Source organism: Bacillus sp. FSL K6-0073, assembly GCF_038006085.1.
GTDB classification, from domain to species: domain Bacteria; phylum Bacillota; class Bacilli; order Bacillales; family Bacillaceae_G; genus Bacillus_A; species Bacillus_A cereus.
In genome coordinates, this window is the sequence record NZ_JBBOUN010000002.1 from 332863 (window position 1) to 353368 (window position 20506).

A 20506-nucleotide genomic window follows, 5' to 3' on the forward strand; every position below is an offset into this window, starting at 1 on the left:
TACATATAGCTAATAATGTAGGGCCAATCCACATGGCCATGTTAAAAAAATCAATATAAACTATGTGAATTCTTTCTTCCAAAGAATTCGATATCTACAGAAAGGGATTTAAGGTTATTGTAAGGTAAATGAAAGTTACCTGAAAGAATCTCAGTTTAATATAAAATTATGAATTATCACAGGAGGGATGAAATAATGTTAAAGAAACTGGGAATAGGTTTAGTAACTTCCATAATTTTGTTGAGTACAAATGGTATTGCTGATGCATCTACTAACAGCGTACATGTAAAAAATGAAATGATATCTAAGAGCACAAAAAAGTGCAGTGACTGTTGGCGTGTTGGTCAATCTAGAACAGAAGATGGAGTTGCAGCAAAGCATACAACAATAGATGGAGAAAAAGTTGTCAAATATACAGTACAGGGCAATGGAAAGGTTAGAATGGATGTCATTGGTAAAGGATTTGCTGAAATTAAAGTAACTAGGGAGAATGGGAAAAGTGTATATTATCAGTTTGAGGTAATTTAATTAGTAATCAAATATAGGTTTTCATTTTAGAACGTTGCCTTCCTATAATTAGGAAGGCTTTTATTATTACATAAATAGGATAAAATAATAGTTCGCTAAATTGGCTAGGAACATAACTAAAAATGTCAGAGGAAATTTAGTAAATTGTTTCACATGAATCATCTTCTCTTGTTTGGATTAATACATATTAAAGTTTATTCTTTGCTTTTCTTTTATAAGAAAAAATAATGTATTTTTTCATTTTATTTTAAGGAGTATTTTGTTTGCTTAGCATGATAGCAATGTGGTGTCCCACTTATCATTATGACATTTGCACTGGCTATGGCTAAAAATGAATATAATAAGATTTTCTATGTAAAAGAAAAAATCTTAATTAGTTAAATTAGAATTATTTCTATAATTTAGATAGATGAGATGAATAGGTAGTTTAATTAGTTGACTATTTGAGCTGCATATTGTTCTAAATTTGCGAGTGGCTCCCAAAAAGAAGGAATTGTGGACGTACCACATGATAAAGTGAGAAGCTTTAAAATGTTTACCTTCGTCTAAGTACAAGTTATACACACATATATTGATCTTATAAAGGTATATATTACACTAATATTATGTTAAAGGTGGCGAAATGTATCATGAAAGATTTTGTTCTCGAAAAAGAAAACATTATTCGTAAATATGGTGAATGGACCGCTTATGATATTAAATTAACGGATACTCTATATACAAGAGATATTCGACAACCAAATCCTGCATTAAAAAAAATTGTGACAATGATTCAAGATATCACACAATGTGATTTTAAAAATCTTCGAATCTTAGATTTAGCTTGTTTAGAGGGGCATTACGCTATTGAGTTTGCTATGCAAGGAGCAACTGTTGTAGGGATAGAAGGAAGAGAATCAAACATACAAAAAGCTATATTCGCTAAAGATTTATTAAGGTTGGAAAACTTAACCTTTTATCAAGATGATGTAAGAAATTTAAGTGCTGAAAAATATGGTCATTTTGATATTGTTTTATGCTCTGGTATTTTATATCATTTAGACTGCTCAGATGTATTCCCCTTTTTAGAAAAAGTGTATGAAGTATGCAAAAGGTTTGTAATAATTGATACTCATATCACTTCTACTCCTAATGTATCAGTACTTTATAAAAATTATGAATATAAGGGACACACAATGCTAGAACACTCTGCTAATTCATCAATAGAAGAACGTTTAAAATCAAAATGGGCATCATTAGATAACGTTACTAGTTTTTGGATGACAAAATCCTCTTTATACAATTTTTTAACGAGAACAGGTTTCTCTTCTATAAATGAATCCAGAAGTTTAGTTCAAGAAGATAGGATCACTGTTGTAGCTTTTAAGAAATATCCTATAGAAATTAAAAGCTCTCCTGAAACAGAAAAATACATTGAACCCGATTATTTAGAATGCTAAAAATAACACTATATGTCATTCAAGTTAAAATCGTAAAGTATCTCTAAACAAAATGATCAATTCTCCAAAACCTAATTATATAAATGCAACCCGTTGTTTCCGTTTTGGGATACTATAAAGTTGTAGATAGTGATGGAATAGCACCGCATTACTATCAACTTAAAGAAATACTTCCGAAAACAAAAAATGAAAAAATAATAAAAAAGCTTATCATTACGTGTTAAAAGATAAGCTTTTTTATTTTAAGGTAATTACAAGTATTGAAATTCTTTTACTACTCTCATAATAAACTTAAAGATGCTCTTTTCGACCTTGTAAAATTAACCCTTCACTATTTAAAAGCTGTGATATACCAAATAGCAACAACATTTCCATTTTTATCGAGTACTCTGCCTTCAGCTGCTCCTTCTTCATATGCTGTTACTACACCAGTTTTAGGGTTTACATAAATTTTGTTTTCACTAAATAAGACATATTTGTATTGTTTTCCGCTTGGCGTCATTGACCAAGGTTTCCCCACTTTAATGTGCATAAATTCACCTTGCACGTCAGATACTTGATAACCCGATTTTGTTGATTCTTGCTTGTTTACTGCAGCGTGAGTTTTAGTAGTAGCAAAAGTTCCTAAACCTCCAATTCCAATGGTAGCTGCTAACACAATTCCAACAAATTTTTTCATGTGATAATGCCTCCTTTTTTAATTCATACCTGTATATTAAACGGTTAGTCTTTCATGTCACTTTCATTTACCTTACAATAACCTTAAATGGATTTTTGAAAATTCTGACCGACGCGAGGGAGAGTATGAAAAAAATATATTAATCGTTGATGATGACAAAGATATTATTGATCTTTTAAAGCTTTTTTTAGAAATGGAAAATTTTGTTGTTATAGAGGCTTCAAATGGTGAAGTTGCCTTAAAGTGTCTAGAAGAAAATCATATTGATTTAGCTATTGTTGATATTATGATGCCTAAAATGGATGGTTATCAATTAATCAAAAAAATTCGTGAGACGTTACAATTTCCAATACTTATATTGTCAGCCAAATCTCAAGAAGTAGATAAAATTATAGGTTTAGGGATTGGAGCAGATGACTTCATTACAAAGCCATTTAGTGCTTTAGAAATTATAGCTAGAGTTCAAGCTCACCTTAGAAGGTCCTATGAATTTAATGATAAGGCTGTAGAAGGTAAGGAGAAGCAAATTCATATGGGTGATTTAGTATTAGATCATCATTCTTGTACACTCTATAAATCAAGCGAAACCATTACTCTCAGTGCTACGGAATATAAAACCTTAACCCTTTTTATGGGGGAACCAGGGAGAATATTTACTAAAAAACAAATTTTTGAAAATGTATGGTCTGATTATTACTGTGCAGATGATAATACGATTATGGTTCATATTAGTAGACTACGAGAGAAATTAGAGGATTCTCCTAAGAATCCAGTTTATATAAAAACGATCCGGGGACTTGGGTATAGATTTGCTAGGAAGGAAGAACTTTATGAAAAATAAAGTTTTATATATCTTAATTAAAAATTACGTTATATTTGCACTAGCAATAGGTTTCACGTTGATAATCTTATTTATATTTTTGATGTACCAAACAGAAAAGCAACTAGGAGAGCTAATTAATTTAAAGGCAAGTGAAGTAGTTCGTGAAAATTTTAAAACTATTAATGCAGAATCAATAGAATCATTTGGTGGTTGGGTAGAAATTCTTAATGAAAATTTACAAGTTATCTATACCAAAGGGGAAAAGAAGGATAAGCTTTTATCATATTCACAAAGAGAATTTACTACTTTATTTTTTGATAATGATCAACTTCCTTATTATTCATCTGTAGCAACATTTGTAACGAAAAAAGGTGAAACATTATATTGCCTTGTTAAGGTTCCTAAAAAAGCAATAAAGTATGAATATACGTTTTCTGATAAAAATGAGGAATACGTATATGTTTTTTATAAGATATTACTTACTACAATCGTTTTATTTTTTGTATTTTTCTCTATGAATGTATATATTTTTAGTAGGCAAATTGCTAGGAAAATAACCAGGCCATTGGATAAACTAGCAACTGGATTTGAGGAAATTGCTAGTGGGAAATATGATAAAAGGTTAAACTATGAAACATATTTTGAGTTAATGCAAATACAGCATTCGTTTAATGTTATGTCGGAAAAACTGGATAAAATAGAGAAAGAGAAGAAGAAGTTGGAAGAAACCAAGCAGAAGATGCTTGTAGATTTGTCTCATGATTTAAGGACACCAATTACAACCGTTCAAGGTTATGTTGAAGCATTACAACTAGGAATCATTACTGAAAAAGGTGAAAGAGAAAGAACTTTGAATGTAATATATAATAAGATTCGAATCATTGCGGTATTAACTGAAGATATTTTTGAACTGTCTAAATTAGAGCATTCTGATTACCCTTTTGAAGTACATCCAACTGATGTATCTGAATTTATTCGTGAATTGCTTGTAGAATATTATGATTTATTTCAAGCGAAGCGCTTAATCCTTCAATATCAAATACCCTCTAAAGAAGTGATTGCTCCAATTAACAACAGGTTACTATACCGTGCTATCTCTAATATAATATCTAATGCTCTACAGTATAATACGGCAGGTACGACCGTGTTTGTATCGTTAATTGAGGATGAAAGCAAAGTATATATAAACATTATAGATAATGGAATTGGAATACCTGAGGATATGAAACAAAGTATTTTTGATGCATTTGTTCGAGTAGATGATTCTCGAGAAAATAATGGGGGATCAGGTCTTGGATTAACTATTGCTAAGCATATAGTAGAAAAACATGGAGGGAGCATAAATTTAGATAGTACAAAGAAAAAAACACATTTCTGTATTTCTTTACCTAAATGCAGTGTGTAAATATCTTATGAAAAGTGTTAGTAAGTTAAATGGTTGAATAAAGAGAAAACGCACGATTTAGTTCCTTTAAATTTAACTCTGGTTCATATAAAATTGTATAAACATAGCAATTTAAAACTGCTCTTCTTTTTGTTAAACTTCGTGACTTTATCGGAAATCTATATTAGTATTTCTGCATATGAAGTAGGCATAAAAGGAGATACCATATGAAAATAACAAAAATAACATGTAATATGATGTTTAGTTTAATACTATTAACATCATGTGATATATCGGATAAAGAAATTGAACAAAAAGCTCAAAGTTATACAAAATCGCAGTATGGTTTTTCTATTAAACTAAATGAAGTTGAAATACCGGGGAATTATAAAGATTTACTGGGGCCAGATGTACGGATAGCTCATGTACAGCAAGTAAATGAACCGTATTTGCAGTTTCAGCTAGCTTTGGATGGACGAATCTCTCCAAAAGTAGATAGTGATAATTATAAAATCAAAAAAGAAGCGAATGATGTAAAAGAAAAGTTCAATACATATTATGTTGGAAAAGAGAATAACGATATATTTACGTTTGAACAAATGTATACGGGAAATATTGTTTTTGATAAAAAAGAAGAAGCAGAAAAATGTAAAGAAATACGTTACGGCAGTTTTTAGAAGTAATATATTTTTGGATGTAAACAATCCTGTGCATATGGAAAAATTAGCAGAGCTGGCAAGAAGTATTCAAGAATTTAATAAGACAAATGGAAATAATAAGAGTAGGGTGGAAGATATAACGATTCAGTTGCCAAATGCGGATAAGGAGCTATTACAGAGCATTGCAGTAGATTATATATTAACAGCTGATGATGCAAAAAAAGCTCTTGAGAGAAAAGAGCATTATATGGAAGCTTTACTGCTTACAAAATAAAAAAGGGGCTCATTTCGATTTCTTGTTTTATCATTTTAGTCAAGGTGGTTCTTTTAAAACCTCGTATAGGTAATCAGTACGATAAAATGGGAGACATTAGTCATTGCTTATCGATGGTAAAGTAGACGTATATCATTTAATAAAGAACCCATGTAACAATACAAATAATAATTTGTATGTGAACGTAAAAAACACCAAGATTGCCCTGAAGAGGGGTAGTCTTGGTGTTTTTTAGGTCCCAAAAATGAAAAATATGCTATTCCATTTGTAGAATTATAGGAAGGGTGCGTATTTTTCTTTTTGTTTTGCTAACTTGATGTTAATGGGGTGTAACCTTAAGTATTTAAAAATTAAAAAATTCCTTTAATCATGTTAAAGGGACCTTGCTCACGCAAATGATCTGTAAATCAATTCATTTTTGATATACAGATCATTTGTATGATAATTTTTATAAATAATTGCTAAATAGTGAATTTACATAAATGCTTTTAGAAGTTCTTGAATTAATGGGATTGCTCCACCTATAAATTTTAAAACTGCCATTGCGATTTCCATATTATTCGCTCCTCTTTCTTCTTATTAAGATGTGGTGAATCTTTATAACTTTATTATAGTAAGCGTTTACAATTATAACAATACATTTATGTATGCAATATTGCATATTTATACATTAGGCCTCTATTAGCCATTTTTTAATGTTACCATAGCAAGGTGAGAGTCTATAAGGGTTGTCCTTAATAGGAGGAAATATGGAAAGAGTGCAAGCGATTTACAGTAATCAAAAATTTAAGAGTTGGGTTAAACAGGTATTAGCTGTAGGAGGAGTAATAGGGTGCTGCTATTTGGTGTTATATGTTTTCTGTTTCTTAGTTATTACGTAAATATTATACAACTAAACTAGTAGAGTCTTGCCTAGAGAGGTAAGGCTCTTTTATTATAGTACCGGGAGATGAGCAAACTACATACAATATCTCTCAGGTTTTTCAGATCACTTTGTATGGTTCCTTGTTTAGAACACTAATTCCTATCATTGAAAACAGAATTCTATTGATAAAAAATATGTTATTACTAGATACATATTAAAAAGACAAGCATAAATTATATTAGATTTTGGCAAAGTCTTTTTGACTTGGAAAAGGATTTAAATCTTACTTATAGATTTGATTCCTTTTTATATACTATAATTCTCATATTTCTATGTAAACATAATACAGTAATAATGATTTAAAAGCAAGAATTTTAGTAGCGGTTCGTTCACACATCCATCAACTTAAGATTTTAAAGTAGCCCTTAAACAAAAAAATTCTTTTTTTAATTGATTGATAGTAAACAAGAAAGGTTAGCAAATCAACAACTAAGAGATTTCTTCAGGTAAGCTAATAAGGAGTTATTACAGAACATTGCAGTAGATTTTGCATTAACGGCTAAGGATGCAAAAAAGGCCCTTGAAAGAAAAGGGGAATATATGAAAGCTCTACAGCTTACAAGGTGAAAAAGAAACTCATTTTAAAACTGCTTTTAACATTTTATTCCTGTACCGGAAAAACATAGGGGTTAAGGGTGGTAGTTTACAATTAATGAAGGATAAGCAAAAATAACTGTTAACAATATTAAGTGCAGCATCTTAATTGTAAAATCTTTTATATTCCTGCAAGTACAATTCCTGTTAAATAAAAAATTTTTAAGTTAATGGATGTGGAGTCTCGCCACATAATAAAAAGGTAGAAATATATTTAATATATTCCTACCTTTGATTTTATTGAGTTTAGCATCTATGATCTAAATATCACAGAAGGTAGTTTTCTTTTATACTTCTATATCTTTCCCTTCTGCTACCACTGTATCTCGCCACAACACAAGTAGTTTTCTAAATTCAGAGGTCTCAATTTTACATTGGTTATTTGGAGCACTCATAAATAAGTTAATAGCACTGGTGTAATTAGGTTCAATGTAGACTGCTGCTACGTTCCCTTCTATTTCATATTGCGGAACTTTTTGGTCTACTACATTATCTAAAATTTGTATATACTCATCTGCTTCATCATCTAAAATATCTTCTAAGAAATGGGAAATTATAGAAATTTCTTTTGGCAAACGTATCCTTAATCCGCCAAGTCCATCACGATAAAATTCGTATGTATATTTCATTTTTTACCTCCTAGTATAAACAGGATATGCTGTTATTATCTCATTATTTTGTATAATCATTTCTACTTTAAATCCGTGGGATGTTTGTCCTACATATCTAACTGTATCGACTTGAATCTTATTATCGTATGCTTCTTTGATAGAATCAAGTACCTGTACTCTATCCCAATCCTTAGGGAAAAATGAAGAAAGCGCGTTTTTTGTTTCACCGTCTACTTTTACTTTTGCTCTATATACTCCCGCAGAATTTGGTGCATGGGTAATTCTAACTATTTCTCCTCCACCCATCATACTTTCATGGTGATATCCAACAGCTTTTAGTCCCCACCATTTTTGTTTTAGTTCCCCATGAAAAAGGTGCTCCATAAGTGATGAATCAAAACTATACGGAACATTGCCACCATTAGTTCTGCTACTATTAATTCTTCCACTACTAGCAAATTGATAGGTAGAGAGTTTTTCTTCAGCTTGTTTAAAGTCTGGTGTGTCAAATCTAGATCGCAAACCATCTCCACCAGCAAAAGCAAATCGATCTTTTAATGGTAAGTGGCTTGAAATATAAGGTGTATCACCTGAAAATTTCGTTAACTTTACAGAGTCTCCAAGGGAAGTTACTTTTCCAATTTGGCCTGCTCCTTTATCTCCAAGCCATCCTAAACCAAACTCCATAAAAATATTTGTTCCCCATTGTGTACGACTTTCAGCATCGCCATGCCAAAATTCATTCATAAAAGTGTCTGAAAAAGTATTTATCATGGTATATGCGGTTTCTATAGGATGACCTGCAGCATACTTTAGGTTCTCCTTTGTTACTGTATCGTCTAACGAATTGTATGTCTCTACTAAACCACCAATAAATTCTCCAGATCCATTCCAAACCCCTTTTATAAACTTTTCTAGTATATTCTTTTCCGAAGAACTACCTAATAGTATACCAGATTCAATTAGATTATTTGTTTTTATACTATTATCTAATCGAATATTATTATCTAGATATTCATGAATAGAATCTGCCCATTCCATATTTATTCTTTGTGTACTAAATGTACCACTTGCAGGGCTAAAGCCTTTTCCACTTTGAACTTCAGCTAGGCCTGCAGCGATACTAGCCGCTAATTGAATCGCGGTAGCATAGTTATTACTAGATGTTTGATTAAATTCATATAGATGTTCTAACTTTTCCTGGATTTTACGGCGCATCTCAATAAATAGGTTAACCATTGCATCCATATCCGGTAGTGGCATAATTTGTTTTGTAACTTCAATACTTGCTATCATTCGGTCAATCTCTCGGATTTGTTCTAATAGTTCTTGTTCAACTACATCTGTTGAGGCGACTCTTGATTGAAACTCAGCAGGAAAAGATTCATTCTGATGGAGTAATTCTTCACATAGGTAAATAATCCCCTGTGCTAAAGGAAGAAACGTTTCTGCAAAATACATTTTCGCACTATCATAAGTCTGACCCTGTAGGACAGAATCATTCACAAAACTGTCGATAGATTGGATTACTTGCTCCATACTTTGTATAGTAGCAGTACAAAAAGCATACATAGTGTTTGTTTGGGATTGTACCTCTCCAAGATACATATTTAAACTCATAAATTGGCCTCCCTAGCAAGTTTTTGTTTTTGATGAGTGAGGTCATTTTCTAGATTGTATAATTTTTGTTTCTCTTGAATTAATGTTTCCTTTTGTTCTTCTAATTTATAAGAAAGGCTTCTTTCAATTTGTTGAGTTTCTAATTGTATATTGGTAAAAAAGCGAAAGAGTTCTTTATCACCATGCCATGTTTCTAAAATACGATGAAAAAAGCGATGGCTGCGTATTTTTAATTCTTGAAAGTCTGCTTCTGCTTGTTCTTGTGTTTGTATTGCGTGTTGATTTTGGTATTGTTCCTCGGATAGATTCATTAGATTTTGACTCAAGACCTTCATTTTTTGTTCTATTTCTTGATTCATTTTTTCCGCCTACCTTTTTGCTTATATATAAGTTAACAGAAGGGATAAAGAAAAAATTCTTAAAAAAGCTAAAAATTCTTCTGTAATTCGTTGTCCATTCGTTCAAACTCTGTTGCTACAGACTGTATATTGTCAATGGATTGCTGAAAGGCAGCCAGAAATTGTCTAGTTAATTCTAAGGCTTGTTGGTTTGCTTCCTGTGCTTTGTAATTAACGGTTAAAGTTGTACGTGTTGCGTGCGTTATTGATTTACCTGTTGCATTTTGAATTGCGTCAGAAGCTGATCTCATTTGAGTAGCAATTTGTTCAGCTTTTTGAACATTACTTTGAAAGATTGCCATTATAATATAACTCCTTACTTCAATATGTTTTTTAATAGTAAAAAGAAAGGGCTATGTATTTTATTATGTTTAATATTAAATTAGCAGTATTTTCATATGTTATAAAACATAGCCTTATATTAATTGATTGATCCATAAAATGGAATACAATATTAATTATACCAATAAATCACTAGGTTTACTTAGGCGAATTTTGGCTTTAATACAAAATCATCTATGATACTTAATAATTAAATTCTGAAGGAGTAAAAAGGTATGAAAATTTGGCAATTAAAAAGCTTATTTGATAACTATCAATCTTTTCAGCTACTAAATTTAAAAGAAGACCGTAAAAAATATTTTGATGGGAAAATTGATTTGGCAATAAAACTGTCTGATTCGTGGGGGAAAATTTTTATTGAATGTGTAGAAGGTGATAAAAAAAGTGACTGTCCTATGTTCTGGGGAGAACTTGGTACACCAATGATTAGCAGAAAAGCAAAAGAAATATTAGAGCCTCTAATCTGTAATAATGTTGAGTTCCTTCCATTAATTCATGATGTTACAAGTGAAGTTTATTACCTAATAAACGTTCTAAATACAGTTGATGCAATTAACTACAATAAAGCAGTTTTGGAAAAACTAAGTACAGGGTTAATAATAGGGTTCGAAAAATACGCATTTTTAGCCAATAAAGTTGAGGGGCAGATAATATTTAAAACATTTTTAAATCAAAGATTACATTCTTCTACTGTCTTAGTATCTGATGAATTTAGAAATACAGTTTTAGAAAACAATTTAAAAGGTTTCGAATTTGTTGAGGTATGGGATTCAAAAGATCGTGCGTAAAGAGATCTAATAAAATTAGTTTACTGATGTAAATTTATACCCAAGAGAGTAATAAATGTAATAGAAGAAGCTTATGTATTTGCATAAGCTTCTTCTTAGAATTAAGCGCGGATAGGTATAGTACTTAATATTTACTATATATTTTGGCTTCACAAAATAAGTTATAATCCTGCTTCAGGAAATAAAAATATGTCAGCTGATAATTAAATACAATTGGCATCATTCTATACAACAAAATGAATGGACTGTAAAGGATGATGAGAGTGTTGTAACGAAAAGAAAGCTCAAACGAAACCTTTACTATCAAGTTCTGGTTTACCTCATGCGAAAATTTCTGCTATGCAAAGAAAGCGAAGAAGGCTTGAAGGATATGATACGGATATAAATTATGAATTTAATGTAAGCTATAGAGAAATGATTGAGGCAGGAGTTGATCAGAAAACTGCAAGAAAAGTATTGGTAGATGCTTATAAATATTTTGATACTTTGGGAGGTTTTGTGAAAAAATGATAAATTTCTCTAATGTTTCTGGTTTAATAAAAAATAAGCCAGCAAATGATATTGAAATTCAAGAAATAGAAGATGTAATGAAAGTTGAATTACCAAATGTACATAAAGATTTATTGAAGTATACAAATGGTTTTTCTATAGGTGGAAGATTAATAATTTATGGTACTGATGATATTATAGAAAGAAATGAGACTTGGGAAGTAATAGAATATGCAAATGGTTATGTTGCTATTGGTGATGATGGTAGTGGCAATGTTTTTTTAATGTCGCAAGGTGCAGATGTACGAGAAGTAAGAGCTGTTGATTCTGGTGATATGAATCCAAATCATGCCACTGTAGTTACATTAGATTTTATTGAGTGGGTAAATACGGGTTGTTTGAATCAAAAAATACAGAAAATAAAAGAAGAAATCCCAGATACGTGTAATATAGTGTTAATAGAAATTCCTAATGGAGGATTAAAAGATTTAGTAAAGATAAAAAGTGTACTAGCACTTGATATTTCAACAGGGGAACTATTAAAAGGATCGAAAAACCTTCCTTTTACATTAGTAAAAGGAGCTCCATATGGTAAAGCAAAAAAAATAATTGAAAAATTAGGATCTATTGGTTTAGCAATAAATATAATACCAATAGATAAAAATAATTAATGTTAAACATAATTTGAAATTCATTTTTAACTTATTTCCCGAAAGAAGTCTCCTTCCTCAAGCGTGTGAAGGGCGTAGCCCGACGATAGGTGGGAGACGAATTTCGGTTTGGCGGAGCCAAAAGGCTTTGCTTTTTATTTTTCCTCTGATAGAATCAGTCTTATAAAGAATAAAGGTTGGTATATCAATGAAATTAGATAATAATAATCATTCGGTGTATTTTTTCCAGATATGTATAATTGCATAAAGTTGATGGGAAAATCAGAGTATAATTTGGATTGTGTAATAAAGATAAGGCCCACCTACGGAAATAGGTGGGTTTTTGTTGGGTATTACTATCTCATTGCACACAAGGGAATTTCTATTAAAATCATAGCATATTTTTATAGCTCTTATATTGAGAAATAAAGAAAAGACACCCAAATAAGAGTGTCTTTTCCCTTAGTATTTTAGCAGAAGCAACTGCATCCAATAATGATTAAAAGTATAAAGAGTACAACGAGTAAAGCAAAAACGTACTATTCTACATTATCTAAATTAAAGGTAGCTACGCAAAATGGAAGTATTCCTGACCTTGTAAAGAAAGGTATTTTAGATCGAGAAGGAAATGGATTTACTCCAGGTGATGATGATACATTTTATGTAATGTTCACATTCGTAGATAGCGGTGAAGGCCAAAATATATTTCAGGGAGATGCATTGAAATTAAATTGGACGTTTAATTCCATGCAAGCAAGCGGTGAAGAAAAGTAAGTGTAATAATTTGTATACTCTATGTTTAAAACTGTAACAAGAAGCATAAGATGGCCGTTTTGATCAACTTATTCCTTTTTAGTTTGCGGTCAACGTATGCTTCTAATATGTATACAACAAAAATAACAACTAGCGCCTCGTAAGAGGTGCTAGTTGACATGAAATTCGTTATTGATACTGAAAAAGGATTTTTTTTTAAAAAAAATTTGGTCCATTTCTATATTAAGTGTAGTTGTTTCTATACTTAATTAATTTTATATACTGAAATAAAATATTTGTTAAATTTTTTTATCTACCACAAAATCCAGGTTGCATAGGGGCAACTTGGGGGAACATGACCCCACCACCAGCACCACCAGGTGAAAGTTGAGAAGCTGCAACTGGCGCTAATCCAAGACTAACATTTCCACCAACTACATTAGGGAATACAATTACCATCAATTTAATATTTTTCAAGTTTCCCAAAAACTGAAATAATTACTAAAGTCTTTATAAGGAAATAGAAAGCTTTTTAATTCTTGACTAATATCTTCTAGATTCCCATATATATTATCTGCTGCTAAATTAATGTCCTCATTAAAATTATATAGCTGTTCATCTACATAACTGAATCCCTCACAGCAATCATTATGTATCAAATTAGATATAAATGGTTTTATTTTCAATACATTTTCTTCATTTAGGATAAATTTATCCCATAACAGCCCCAGTATTATTTTTACGGGTAATTTTTTATCATACGTTCCTTTTACGTTTTTTAATTTAGGTACGATGTCAACCAACTTATCATTACTAGATAGAGAAACTTCTATAATTTCAATAGAAGGGCTATCTAATGCTTCAATTGTCTGATCAGCCCAATCAATTATTTCAGTTTTTGAAAATAAACCAATTTGTAACCCTATACTCAGAACCTCAGCTATTATTTTTATATTATCGATATATAAAACCCCTTAGATTTTCTGATAATTATACATCGCAGTAACCTAAATTTCAAAAGGTTGTTGCTAGTATGCAGTAACTAAAGGGATTTTTAAACCTAGGATTTCTCCACATTGTTATCAAGCTAAAAAATAAAATCTCTCCTAAAACGAAAAAAGATGAACAAAATAATAAAAAGGCTCATTTCTATTTCTTTTTTAGTTTCTATTCCTTAGTAAAAGAACTTAGTAGATGAAAAGGTTAGATTGCACAATTAATTGGGAGATAAGTACAAGTAACTTTGAATCTCTTGAACAAATACTTCTAATTTATTATATATAGAAACAGATATAATAAATTCACCCTTTCCTATGATTCTACAGAAAGAATTTTTTTATATTTGTAGGATAGTTTTAGATACAAAAACACAGGAATTTGCAACCTATACATGACTAAATGTAAAATATATATTGCATTAATGTTGTTAATAATTTAATATATAAAATATAAGATTTATGGTGTGAAGTTATCTTTACAAGTGAGGTGTATTTAATGTCTTTAAGTAAAGTGAAGATTGCAAGGGTTGAAAAAGGTCTGACCCAACAAGGGTTGTTCAATATTGTAAATGTTACACGACATAACATTAGTATTATTGAAAGTAATAATTATAACCCTTCTTTAAAACTTTGCATTCATACAGCTAAAACACTAGATAAAAGTTTAGATAAATTATTTTGGGAGGAATTTTAAAATGGAAAAACTAAAAAAATGGTTTTCACTCAGTACACACCCAGATGAAAGAATCCAACAAATTGAAATGAAAATTTGGGCTCAATCTGGAATTATTGTCCTACTTATAGCTTTTGTTGATTTTATAATAAGAGGAGCATATCTACACCGTCCATTTTTAGAATGGGCTGCTTCATTAGCCATTATAATTTTTTATATGATATTCTTTTTTATTAAATCTATTTTGACTGGTATTTATGAAACAGATATTAATAATAAAGAACAATTAAATGAAAAGTTAAAAGAAAAAATGAGTAATACCTTTATTTTATGTTTTGTCGCAATAGGTGCTACCACATACAAATATAACTTACCTGAAGATTTCGTTGGATGGTTATCAGTAATAGCAAGATTTATTATACTTTTTGCTTTCCTATTTGGTATTCAATATCTTATTACAGTATTAGCATGGAAGAAATCAAATAAAATTTAATAAGTATACACAAAAAAGCTTATCTTTTAGCACTTAATGATAAGCTTTTTATTATTTTTTCATCTTTTTTCGTTTGGGTGTACAATGAATTTCTTAGCTTGATAGCGATGGGATAGAACCACATCGCCATTAAGCGGAAGTTTTATAATACTCCAGAACAAAATTTCGTGCTAACTTGTAACAAAAAAACATGTGAAATTGCCCATAGATAACTATCTTATAGTAATTACATAAACTAGTGTGTGATATAATAATATAAAGATATTACATTTAAAGGGGGATTCAAATTGGTTAAAAACTTACCTTTACTAATAGTGATTTTACTACTTGGTATAAGTTCTTCTACGTTAAGTACGAATGGATACTTTTCTCCAGTTATAGAAGGGTCTTTAATGATTATAAGTATTATTTTAAACATTGCTGCAGTGATAGGTTTATCACTACACGTTCTTGTATACCAACCTATGAAAAGATATGAAACAAATTTAAAAGAGACATTTAAATAAAATAATTATATTCGAGGTAACAACCCATCGTTATTGAGCTAAAAAATGTATCCATAAAAAGAAAAAATACGCTATTCTTTCTGTAGAATCATAGGAAAGGATGGCGTTTTTTAAATTTTATAGATACTTTGTGGTAGCCTCAAGTAGGAGGATTTAGCACAGGCAAACAATAATATTTTTTGTCTAGAAAGGAGAATGTTTTTTGAAATACACATTAAGAAAAAAATTAAGGGTGTTTTTTATAGGATTACTAGTACTAGTAATAATTACTTCTATTTTCGTTTATTACAAGTTTTTAACACCTTCAGCAGATATTCAACAATACAAGGAGTATTATGCTCCAAAAACAACACAAAAAGTATTGAATCAAGGTGAGGTAAAGGTCACATTTTTAGGAACATCATCTTTACTATTTGATGATGGAAATACACAATTAATGATTGATGGTTTTATTTCTAGGCCATCCTTACCAAAAATGTTGTTCAGCAATATAAAAACAGATGAAGATACTGTGGATAAAGCTTTTAATCAAATAGGGGTTGATAATAATAAACTTAAGGGATTATTTATTGCACATACACATTATGATCATGCGTTTGATTTAGCTTATATAGCTAAACGAACTGGAACACATGTATATGGTTCAGAATCAGCAATTAACATAGGTATTGGTGGTTATATAAATAAGAACCAGATGTCTGTATATGAAGTAAATAAGGCTATGAAGTTTGGTGATTTTACTGTTACTGTCCTTCCATCGAAACATTCACCAACCTTTGATGAAGGAGAAAAAATAAAAAAGCCACTTAAACAACCTGCTAAAGCCCTAGATTATCATGAAGACTCTTCTTATGATTACTTGATTACACATAATAATAAAACTTTCCTTGTTAAACCAAGTGCTAACTATATAGAAGGAGTATTAGATGATATTCGAGCTGATGTCTTGTTTTTAGGAATAGGGGTATTAGGAAAGCAGGAAAGTACTTTCCAAAATACGTATTACAAGCAAACTGTACGAAAAGTACAACCGAAGCTTGTTATTCCAATACATTGGGACGATTTCAACAAACCATTGACAGATACTCTTGAAGCAATGCCTAAATATGCGGACAATACCAAAAATGGATTAGATTTTATAATTCAAAGGACAAAAGCAGATAAAATTGATTTTCAAATACTTCAAGGTTTTAGAAGTATTTACTTCTAAAAAAGGGATCCACCACACCTCTATCAAGTTAAGGAACATAAAAAACGATAATAATGAACTTCCGCGCTAAAAAAGCCACAAAATTTTCGCTTAGAGGGTAATCTGTTCTGTTAGCTTGATGGTGATGTGGCGGTACCTTATCACTATCGATTTAAAAGAATGACTTCCACGTTTTATGCGAAGGTTAATTTGTTTTGATTGAAAATAGATTATAAAATTAATATTTAAATATAAAAAATTTGAATATTAATATGTTATCATTTAAATGATCCAGATATGTGGTACAAAGTTAATATTTGTAGCTGAGGTCGTTTATACAGATGAAAGAATTAAATTATGAAAAGGCGGTATTTATTATAAAAGCAATTAAATTAGCAGGTTTAACAATTGTAGCAGGTTTATTATTGGCAGCGTGTGGTACTGAAGAAGCGAAAATAGAGCAAGAGGTGAAGAAAGAGGAACAAAAAGAAAAAATTAAAGCATTTCAGGCAGAAAAGCAGCAAGAAGATAGGAAAGTAACTGTGCAACAATCGACGGATAAGTCAAAACAGCATGAAAATGTAGCAAAAGAAACAGTTAAAGAAGAACAAAAAGCAGAGTCAACATCAGTTGAACAACCGAAAGCCAGCGGGTTAAATGAGGCACAAACACAAGAAAAAGTGGAACAATCGATGACAGCACAAGGCCAAGGAGCGCGTAATAAAGATGTGAAATTAAGCCATTTAGGCATCCAAACAGCAAAGGATGGAATAAAGGTGGCTGCACAGGCGCAAGACGTTCATATTGAAGCAAAAGACAGTCTAACTCGAATTGTTGTTATCGTTCCAGCTGGAACAACGAAAGAACGAGCGCAACAAGTAGGCGACATAGCAGCGCGCCAAGTGGCAAGTTTTGGGGCAATGGGATTAAATGTAGATTTGAAAGCACCATCAAAAGACTATTTAGGGGAATATTGGGAAAATTTCTCTGGTGATATCGGTATCTATGACAGTAACAAAAAACAATTAGTACGTGGATATATTTCCAAGTTAAATCCAACAAAAATTAAATGGTAAGAAAAACAAGGCCCCTACACAATGTGTGGGGATTTTTCCATAAAAAAAACTTAAGGGGTCTTCCGACGATTCGAATTATCGTATAGTAATGCATATTAATTAATAAAATTAACTATACAAATAATTTATTATACTTCCATGTATTCTAGCTGATATAATGTGTAAGGGAATTATTGGTTAATTAGTAATACATATATGTTATATTAGGGGGATACATAAGTAATGTTAGATGCTATTTTTGCAGTTGTAGAAATACTCTTCGGTTTTTTTGCATTTATAATAGCTTTATTTGCTTATCTCTTTTCAACAGGAGAAGAAAAGCAACAAGCAAAAGAGGATTTAAAGGAGCTTTCTAAAACTGCTCTCATCCCATTTATAGTGTTTGTAATCGTAATATTATTTTTTGTTATTAAGATGATTGATCATGATAATAAAGTTGAACAAGAACAACAAAGGCTACATGAAGAGAACTACCAACGTTACCATAATGATAGTAATTCTAATCTTGATAAAAATCTGGAACAAGATAATAAATAATATAGATAAGAACCTCGCCATTTCCATAAGATGGCGAGGTTCTTACGCATAAAGAAAAGACACCCTAAGGTGATATGATCCCCTTATAGTAGACAGTAAAAAGAAAGCACATTAATCTGTTTACTATGGAGGGGATTTTTCTATGGGCAAAATTAGAGTAACTTATGATATAGAATTTAAGAAAAAAGCAGTAAATTTATACTTGAAAGAAGGAATGGGATACAAAACGGTTGCTAAAGAATTAGGAATTGATCACTCGGTAGTAAGACGTTGGGTGAAACACTTTGAAGCTGAAGGTATCAAAGGACTAGAAGAAAAACGTGGTAAAACGAAAGGTCCAGGTATAGGTAGACCAAAAAACAATCCAGAAGATCCAGAAGCTAAAATGAAACGATTAGAAGCGGAGAATGCAATGTTAAAAAAGCTCTTAGGGATGTAAAAGGAGGAGTGGAATCTGTACCAAAAACGAGGAAGTTTGAAGCCATCAAAGGGCTATCAGAAAAAGGTTATGCAGTTACCATTCTATGTGATATCGCTGGAGTAACTAGAGGTGGGTACTACAAATGGATTAAGCGACAGTTGACGCCTTCTGAAAAACAATTGGAAGATACCGAAATAAAAAAGAAGATATTGGAGTGTCATAAAAAACTTAAAGGGATTTATGGATACAGGAGAGTACAAGTTTGGCTGAAAGCCACTTATAACCTTCATTTTAATCACAAACGTATACAAAGGTTGATGGGTGAACTAGGTATCAAAGCTATTATTAGGAGAAAACGACCTTATTACGGGAAGAAAGAAGCTTATGTGATTTCAGATAACCATCTGAACAGGGATTTTCAAGCTTCCAAACCAAACGAAAAATGGGTAACAGATATTACCTATTTGATTTTCAATGGACAGAGATTGTACTTATCCGCTATTAAAGACCTATACAACAATGAAATTGTTGCCTATGAAATTAGCCGTAGAAATGACCTAAAACTAGTACTAGACACACTTAAAAAAGCAAGAAAAAAACGAAACGTGAAAGGGATTCTCCTGCATAGTGATCAGGGGTTCCAGTACACATCTCGTCAATATAATCAACTACTCAAAAAATATCAGATGAAGGCTAGTATGTCCAGAAAGGGAAACTGTTGGGACAATGCTTGTATAGAAAGCTTCTTCAGTCACTTTAAGTCAGAGTGTTTTCATTTATACTCTTTCCGCACAGCTGATGAGGTTAAGTTTGCTGTGCGCAAATATATACACTTTTATAATCACCAAAGGTTCCAAAAGAAACTAAATAACCTGAGTCCATATAAATATAGAACTCAGGTTGCTTAGTTGTGTTTTTTGAATACTGTCTACTTGACAGGGGTCACTTCAAGGTGCCTTTTCTAATAGTTTTTTAGCAGAAGCAACTGCATCCGATAATGATTAATAGTATAAAGAGTACAACGAGTAAAGCAAAGCCTCCAGCAAAACCGCAGCCTTCGCCGCAACTACCACCATATCCCATAATAATAGTTCCTCCTTTAGATAAGAGAAAAAGAATAGGGGTCATTCCATGTGTTTTAATGGGTTCAATTTACCTTATGTTTTTATGTGTGAATTGAGCAGGTCCTTTTGAAAATAAGGGAAAGATAAATTAATGTGTTTTCCTTGAAAGTTGATAAATTACACATTTTCTAAAAAATAAACTATTTAATTATATCAATAACGGGATTGTCTAATATAATGTATTAATCCTAACATAAGGGAGGATTAGCCATACAATTATTTTGTTTTAAAGTAGTAAATGGACAATACTTTTTAGTTGTAGAAGGTATCGGAGATTCCTGCGCCAATTCCAGCGTTTGCTGCAGCTTTATTAATTGGTTTAGGAGTAATCCCGCTTTGTTCTTAATTTAAGGAATTCCAAACAGCTCTACCTTTCAATTGATAAACCCTTAAGCATATGAATGCTTTGGGGTTTTTTATATTAAAAAAGAAAAGGCGCCATAAGACGTCCCCACAAATAGGTAGATAAGACTTTAGTTTTCCAATCTAAAGAAATTTTGTATCAGCTCTTTGAAAGTATATCATAATATCTG

24 protein-coding genes and 4 pseudogenes are annotated in these 20506 nt (G+C 31.1%); 18 read left to right on the plus strand and 10 right to left on the minus strand.

The genetic code is table 11. From position 1 onward, the window contains the following. The first annotated feature begins 195 nt into the window (after nt 1–195). Together MHB52_RS29635 and MHB52_RS29640 are read left to right on the plus strand one after the other, a co-directional pair. Nucleotides 196–528 (plus strand): hypothetical protein, encoded by a 333-nt coding sequence (locus MHB52_RS29635; RefSeq protein WP_000914230.1) that lies wholly within the window; start codon nt 196–198, stop codon nt 526–528. Nucleotides 529–1157: 629 nt separating this feature from the next. After that, nucleotides 1158–1967: a class I SAM-dependent methyltransferase gene (locus tag MHB52_RS29640; protein ID WP_000651395.1), complete on the plus strand. Its 810-nt coding sequence runs from the start codon at nt 1158–1160 to the stop codon at nt 1965–1967. Nucleotides 1968–2298: 331 nt separating this feature from the next. On the opposite strand, the gene MHB52_RS29645 is transcribed toward MHB52_RS29640, so the two are convergent. Beyond that, nucleotides 2299–2646 carry a hypothetical protein gene (locus MHB52_RS29645; protein ID WP_061664348.1) on the minus strand — a complete coding sequence of 116 codons (348 nt, stop codon included), beginning with the start codon at nt 2644–2646 and terminating at the stop codon, nt 2299–2301. Between the two features lie 91 nt (nt 2647–2737). Between MHB52_RS29645 and MHB52_RS29650 the strand changes: the two genes are divergently transcribed. From MHB52_RS29650 to MHB52_RS29660, 3 genes and pseudogenes are all read left to right on the plus strand, one after another. Then, nucleotides 2738–3487 carry a response regulator transcription factor gene (locus MHB52_RS29650; RefSeq protein ID WP_061664349.1) on the plus strand — a complete coding sequence of 250 codons (750 nt, stop codon included), beginning with the start codon at nt 2738–2740 and terminating at the stop codon, nt 3485–3487. Further along, nucleotides 3477–4874, plus strand: coding sequence for a HAMP domain-containing sensor histidine kinase (locus MHB52_RS29655; RefSeq protein WP_061664350.1), 1398 nt, complete (start codon nt 3477–3479; stop codon nt 4872–4874). Before MHB52_RS29650 ends, MHB52_RS29655 begins: the two co-directional genes overlap by 11 nt. A 206-nt stretch (nt 4875–5080) precedes the next feature. Then, nucleotides 5081–5786, plus strand: a pseudogene (locus tag MHB52_RS29660) (hypothetical protein). Nucleotides 5787–6260: 474 nt separating this feature from the next. On the opposite strand, the pseudogene MHB52_RS29665 reads toward MHB52_RS29660, so the two are convergent. Beyond that, nucleotides 6261–6447, minus strand: a pseudogene (locus MHB52_RS29665) (hypothetical protein). Nucleotides 6448–6535: 88 nt separating this feature from the next. On the opposite strand from MHB52_RS29665, the gene MHB52_RS29670 reads away from it, so the two are divergent. Then, a complete protein-coding gene (locus MHB52_RS29670) occupies nt 6536–6667 on the plus strand; it encodes a hypothetical protein (RefSeq protein WP_000442766.1) in 132 nt (43 codons plus the stop codon). A 925-nt stretch (nt 6668–7592) separates the two neighbouring features. On the opposite strand, the gene MHB52_RS29675 is transcribed toward MHB52_RS29670, so the two are convergent. The 4 genes from MHB52_RS29675 to MHB52_RS29690 all read right to left on the minus strand — a co-directional run bounded on the left by MHB52_RS29675 (nt 7593) and on the right by MHB52_RS29690 (nt 10236). Then, nucleotides 7593–7934, minus strand: coding sequence for a hypothetical protein (locus MHB52_RS29675; protein WP_000878117.1), 342 nt, complete (start codon nt 7932–7934; stop codon nt 7593–7595). A 3-nt stretch (nt 7935–7937) separates the two neighbouring features. After that, entirely contained in the window at nt 7938–9536 is a 1599-nt protein-coding gene (locus tag MHB52_RS29680; protein WP_061663102.1) for an EndoU domain-containing protein, read from the minus strand. Next, entirely contained in the window at nt 9533–9895 is a 363-nt protein-coding gene (locus tag MHB52_RS29685) for a DUF3958 family protein (protein ID WP_061663103.1), read from the minus strand. Before MHB52_RS29685 ends, MHB52_RS29680 begins: the two co-directional genes overlap by 4 nt. Before the next feature lie 68 nt (nt 9896–9963). Next, nucleotides 9964–10236, minus strand: coding sequence for a TIGR04197 family type VII secretion effector (locus MHB52_RS29690; RefSeq protein ID WP_061663104.1), 273 nt, complete (start codon nt 10234–10236; stop codon nt 9964–9966). Between the two features lie 255 nt (nt 10237–10491). On the opposite strand from MHB52_RS29690, the gene MHB52_RS29695 reads away from it, so the two are divergent. The 3 genes from MHB52_RS29695 (at nt 10492) to MHB52_RS29705 (ending at nt 12224) form a co-directional block, all read left to right on the plus strand. Beyond that, complete coding sequence (locus MHB52_RS29695) at nt 10492–11064, plus strand: imm11 family protein (RefSeq protein WP_000708203.1); 573 nt, start codon at nt 10492–10494, stop codon at nt 11062–11064. Between the two features lie 330 nt (nt 11065–11394). After that, nucleotides 11395–11574 carry a hypothetical protein gene (locus tag MHB52_RS29700; RefSeq protein ID WP_431519940.1) on the plus strand — a complete coding sequence of 60 codons (180 nt, stop codon included), beginning with the start codon at nt 11395–11397 and terminating at the stop codon, nt 11572–11574. Further along, the gene (locus tag MHB52_RS29705; RefSeq protein ID WP_061663105.1) at nt 11571–12224 is read left to right on the plus strand and encodes an SMI1/KNR4 family protein; all 654 of its coding nucleotides are present in this window, start codon (nt 11571–11573) and stop codon (nt 12222–12224) included. Before MHB52_RS29700 ends, MHB52_RS29705 begins: the two co-directional genes overlap by 4 nt. Before the next feature lie 449 nt (nt 12225–12673). Here MHB52_RS29705 and MHB52_RS29710 read toward each other — a convergent pair. Further along, nucleotides 12674–12736, minus strand: a pseudogene (locus MHB52_RS29710) (YjcZ family sporulation protein); the annotation flags it as partial. A gap of 10 nt (nt 12737–12746) precedes the next feature. Between MHB52_RS29710 and MHB52_RS29715 the strand changes: the two are divergent. Next, a pseudogene (locus MHB52_RS29715) lies at nt 12747–12977 on the plus strand (TasA family protein); the annotation flags it as partial. Nucleotides 12978–13265: 288 nt separating this feature from the next. On the opposite strand, the gene MHB52_RS29720 reads toward MHB52_RS29715, so the two are convergent. After that, the gene (locus MHB52_RS29720) at nt 13266–13433 is read right to left on the minus strand and encodes a hypothetical protein (RefSeq protein WP_154698631.1); all 168 of its coding nucleotides are present in this window, start codon (nt 13431–13433) and stop codon (nt 13266–13268) included. Then, complete coding sequence (locus tag MHB52_RS29725; RefSeq protein ID WP_033703436.1) at nt 13430–13918, minus strand: hypothetical protein; 489 nt, start codon at nt 13916–13918, stop codon at nt 13430–13432. Before MHB52_RS29725 ends, MHB52_RS29720 begins: the two co-directional genes overlap by 4 nt. Nucleotides 13919–14450: 532 nt before the next feature. On the opposite strand from MHB52_RS29725, the gene MHB52_RS29730 reads away from it, so the two are divergent. The 8 genes from MHB52_RS29730 (at nt 14451) to MHB52_RS29765 (ending at nt 19757) form a co-directional block, all read left to right on the plus strand. After that, nucleotides 14451–14648: a helix-turn-helix transcriptional regulator gene (locus MHB52_RS29730; protein WP_061663106.1), complete on the plus strand. Its 198-nt coding sequence runs from the start codon at nt 14451–14453 to the stop codon at nt 14646–14648. A gap of 1 nt (nt 14649) precedes the next feature. Further along, on the plus strand, nt 14650–15120 hold the full coding sequence (locus tag MHB52_RS29735) for a DUF6773 family protein (RefSeq protein WP_000413129.1): 471 nt from the start codon (nt 14650–14652) through the stop codon (nt 15118–15120). Between the two features lie 287 nt (nt 15121–15407). Continuing rightward, the gene (locus tag MHB52_RS29740; RefSeq protein WP_000240396.1) at nt 15408–15626 is read left to right on the plus strand and encodes a hypothetical protein; all 219 of its coding nucleotides are present in this window, start codon (nt 15408–15410) and stop codon (nt 15624–15626) included. 202 nt (nt 15627–15828) lie between these two features. Further along, nucleotides 15829–16836, plus strand: a complete 1008-nt coding sequence (locus MHB52_RS29745) for an MBL fold metallo-hydrolase (RefSeq protein WP_061663107.1) — start codon at nt 15829–15831, stop codon at nt 16834–16836. A 320-nt stretch (nt 16837–17156) separates the two neighbouring features. Then, the gene (locus MHB52_RS29750) at nt 17157–17891 is read left to right on the plus strand and encodes a DUF874 family protein (protein WP_061663108.1); all 735 of its coding nucleotides are present in this window, start codon (nt 17157–17159) and stop codon (nt 17889–17891) included. A 222-nt stretch (nt 17892–18113) separates the two neighbouring features. Then, nucleotides 18114–18428 carry a hypothetical protein gene (locus tag MHB52_RS29755; protein WP_061663109.1) on the plus strand — a complete coding sequence of 105 codons (315 nt, stop codon included), beginning with the start codon at nt 18114–18116 and terminating at the stop codon, nt 18426–18428. 142 nt (nt 18429–18570) lie between these two features. Next, nucleotides 18571–18867, plus strand: a complete 297-nt coding sequence (locus MHB52_RS29760) for a transposase (protein WP_000516529.1) — start codon at nt 18571–18573, stop codon at nt 18865–18867. An 8-nt stretch (nt 18868–18875) separates the two neighbouring features. Further along, nucleotides 18876–19757, plus strand: a complete 882-nt coding sequence (locus MHB52_RS29765) for an IS3 family transposase (RefSeq protein ID WP_000446736.1) — start codon at nt 18876–18878, stop codon at nt 19755–19757. Nucleotides 19758–19821: 64 nt separating this feature from the next. Here the strand turns inward: MHB52_RS29765 and MHB52_RS29770 are convergent, their stop codons facing one another. Further along, nucleotides 19822–19932 carry a YjcZ family sporulation protein gene (locus MHB52_RS29770; protein WP_000540371.1) on the minus strand — a complete coding sequence of 37 codons (111 nt, stop codon included), beginning with the start codon at nt 19930–19932 and terminating at the stop codon, nt 19822–19824. Nucleotides 19933–20506: the final 574 nt, after the last annotated feature.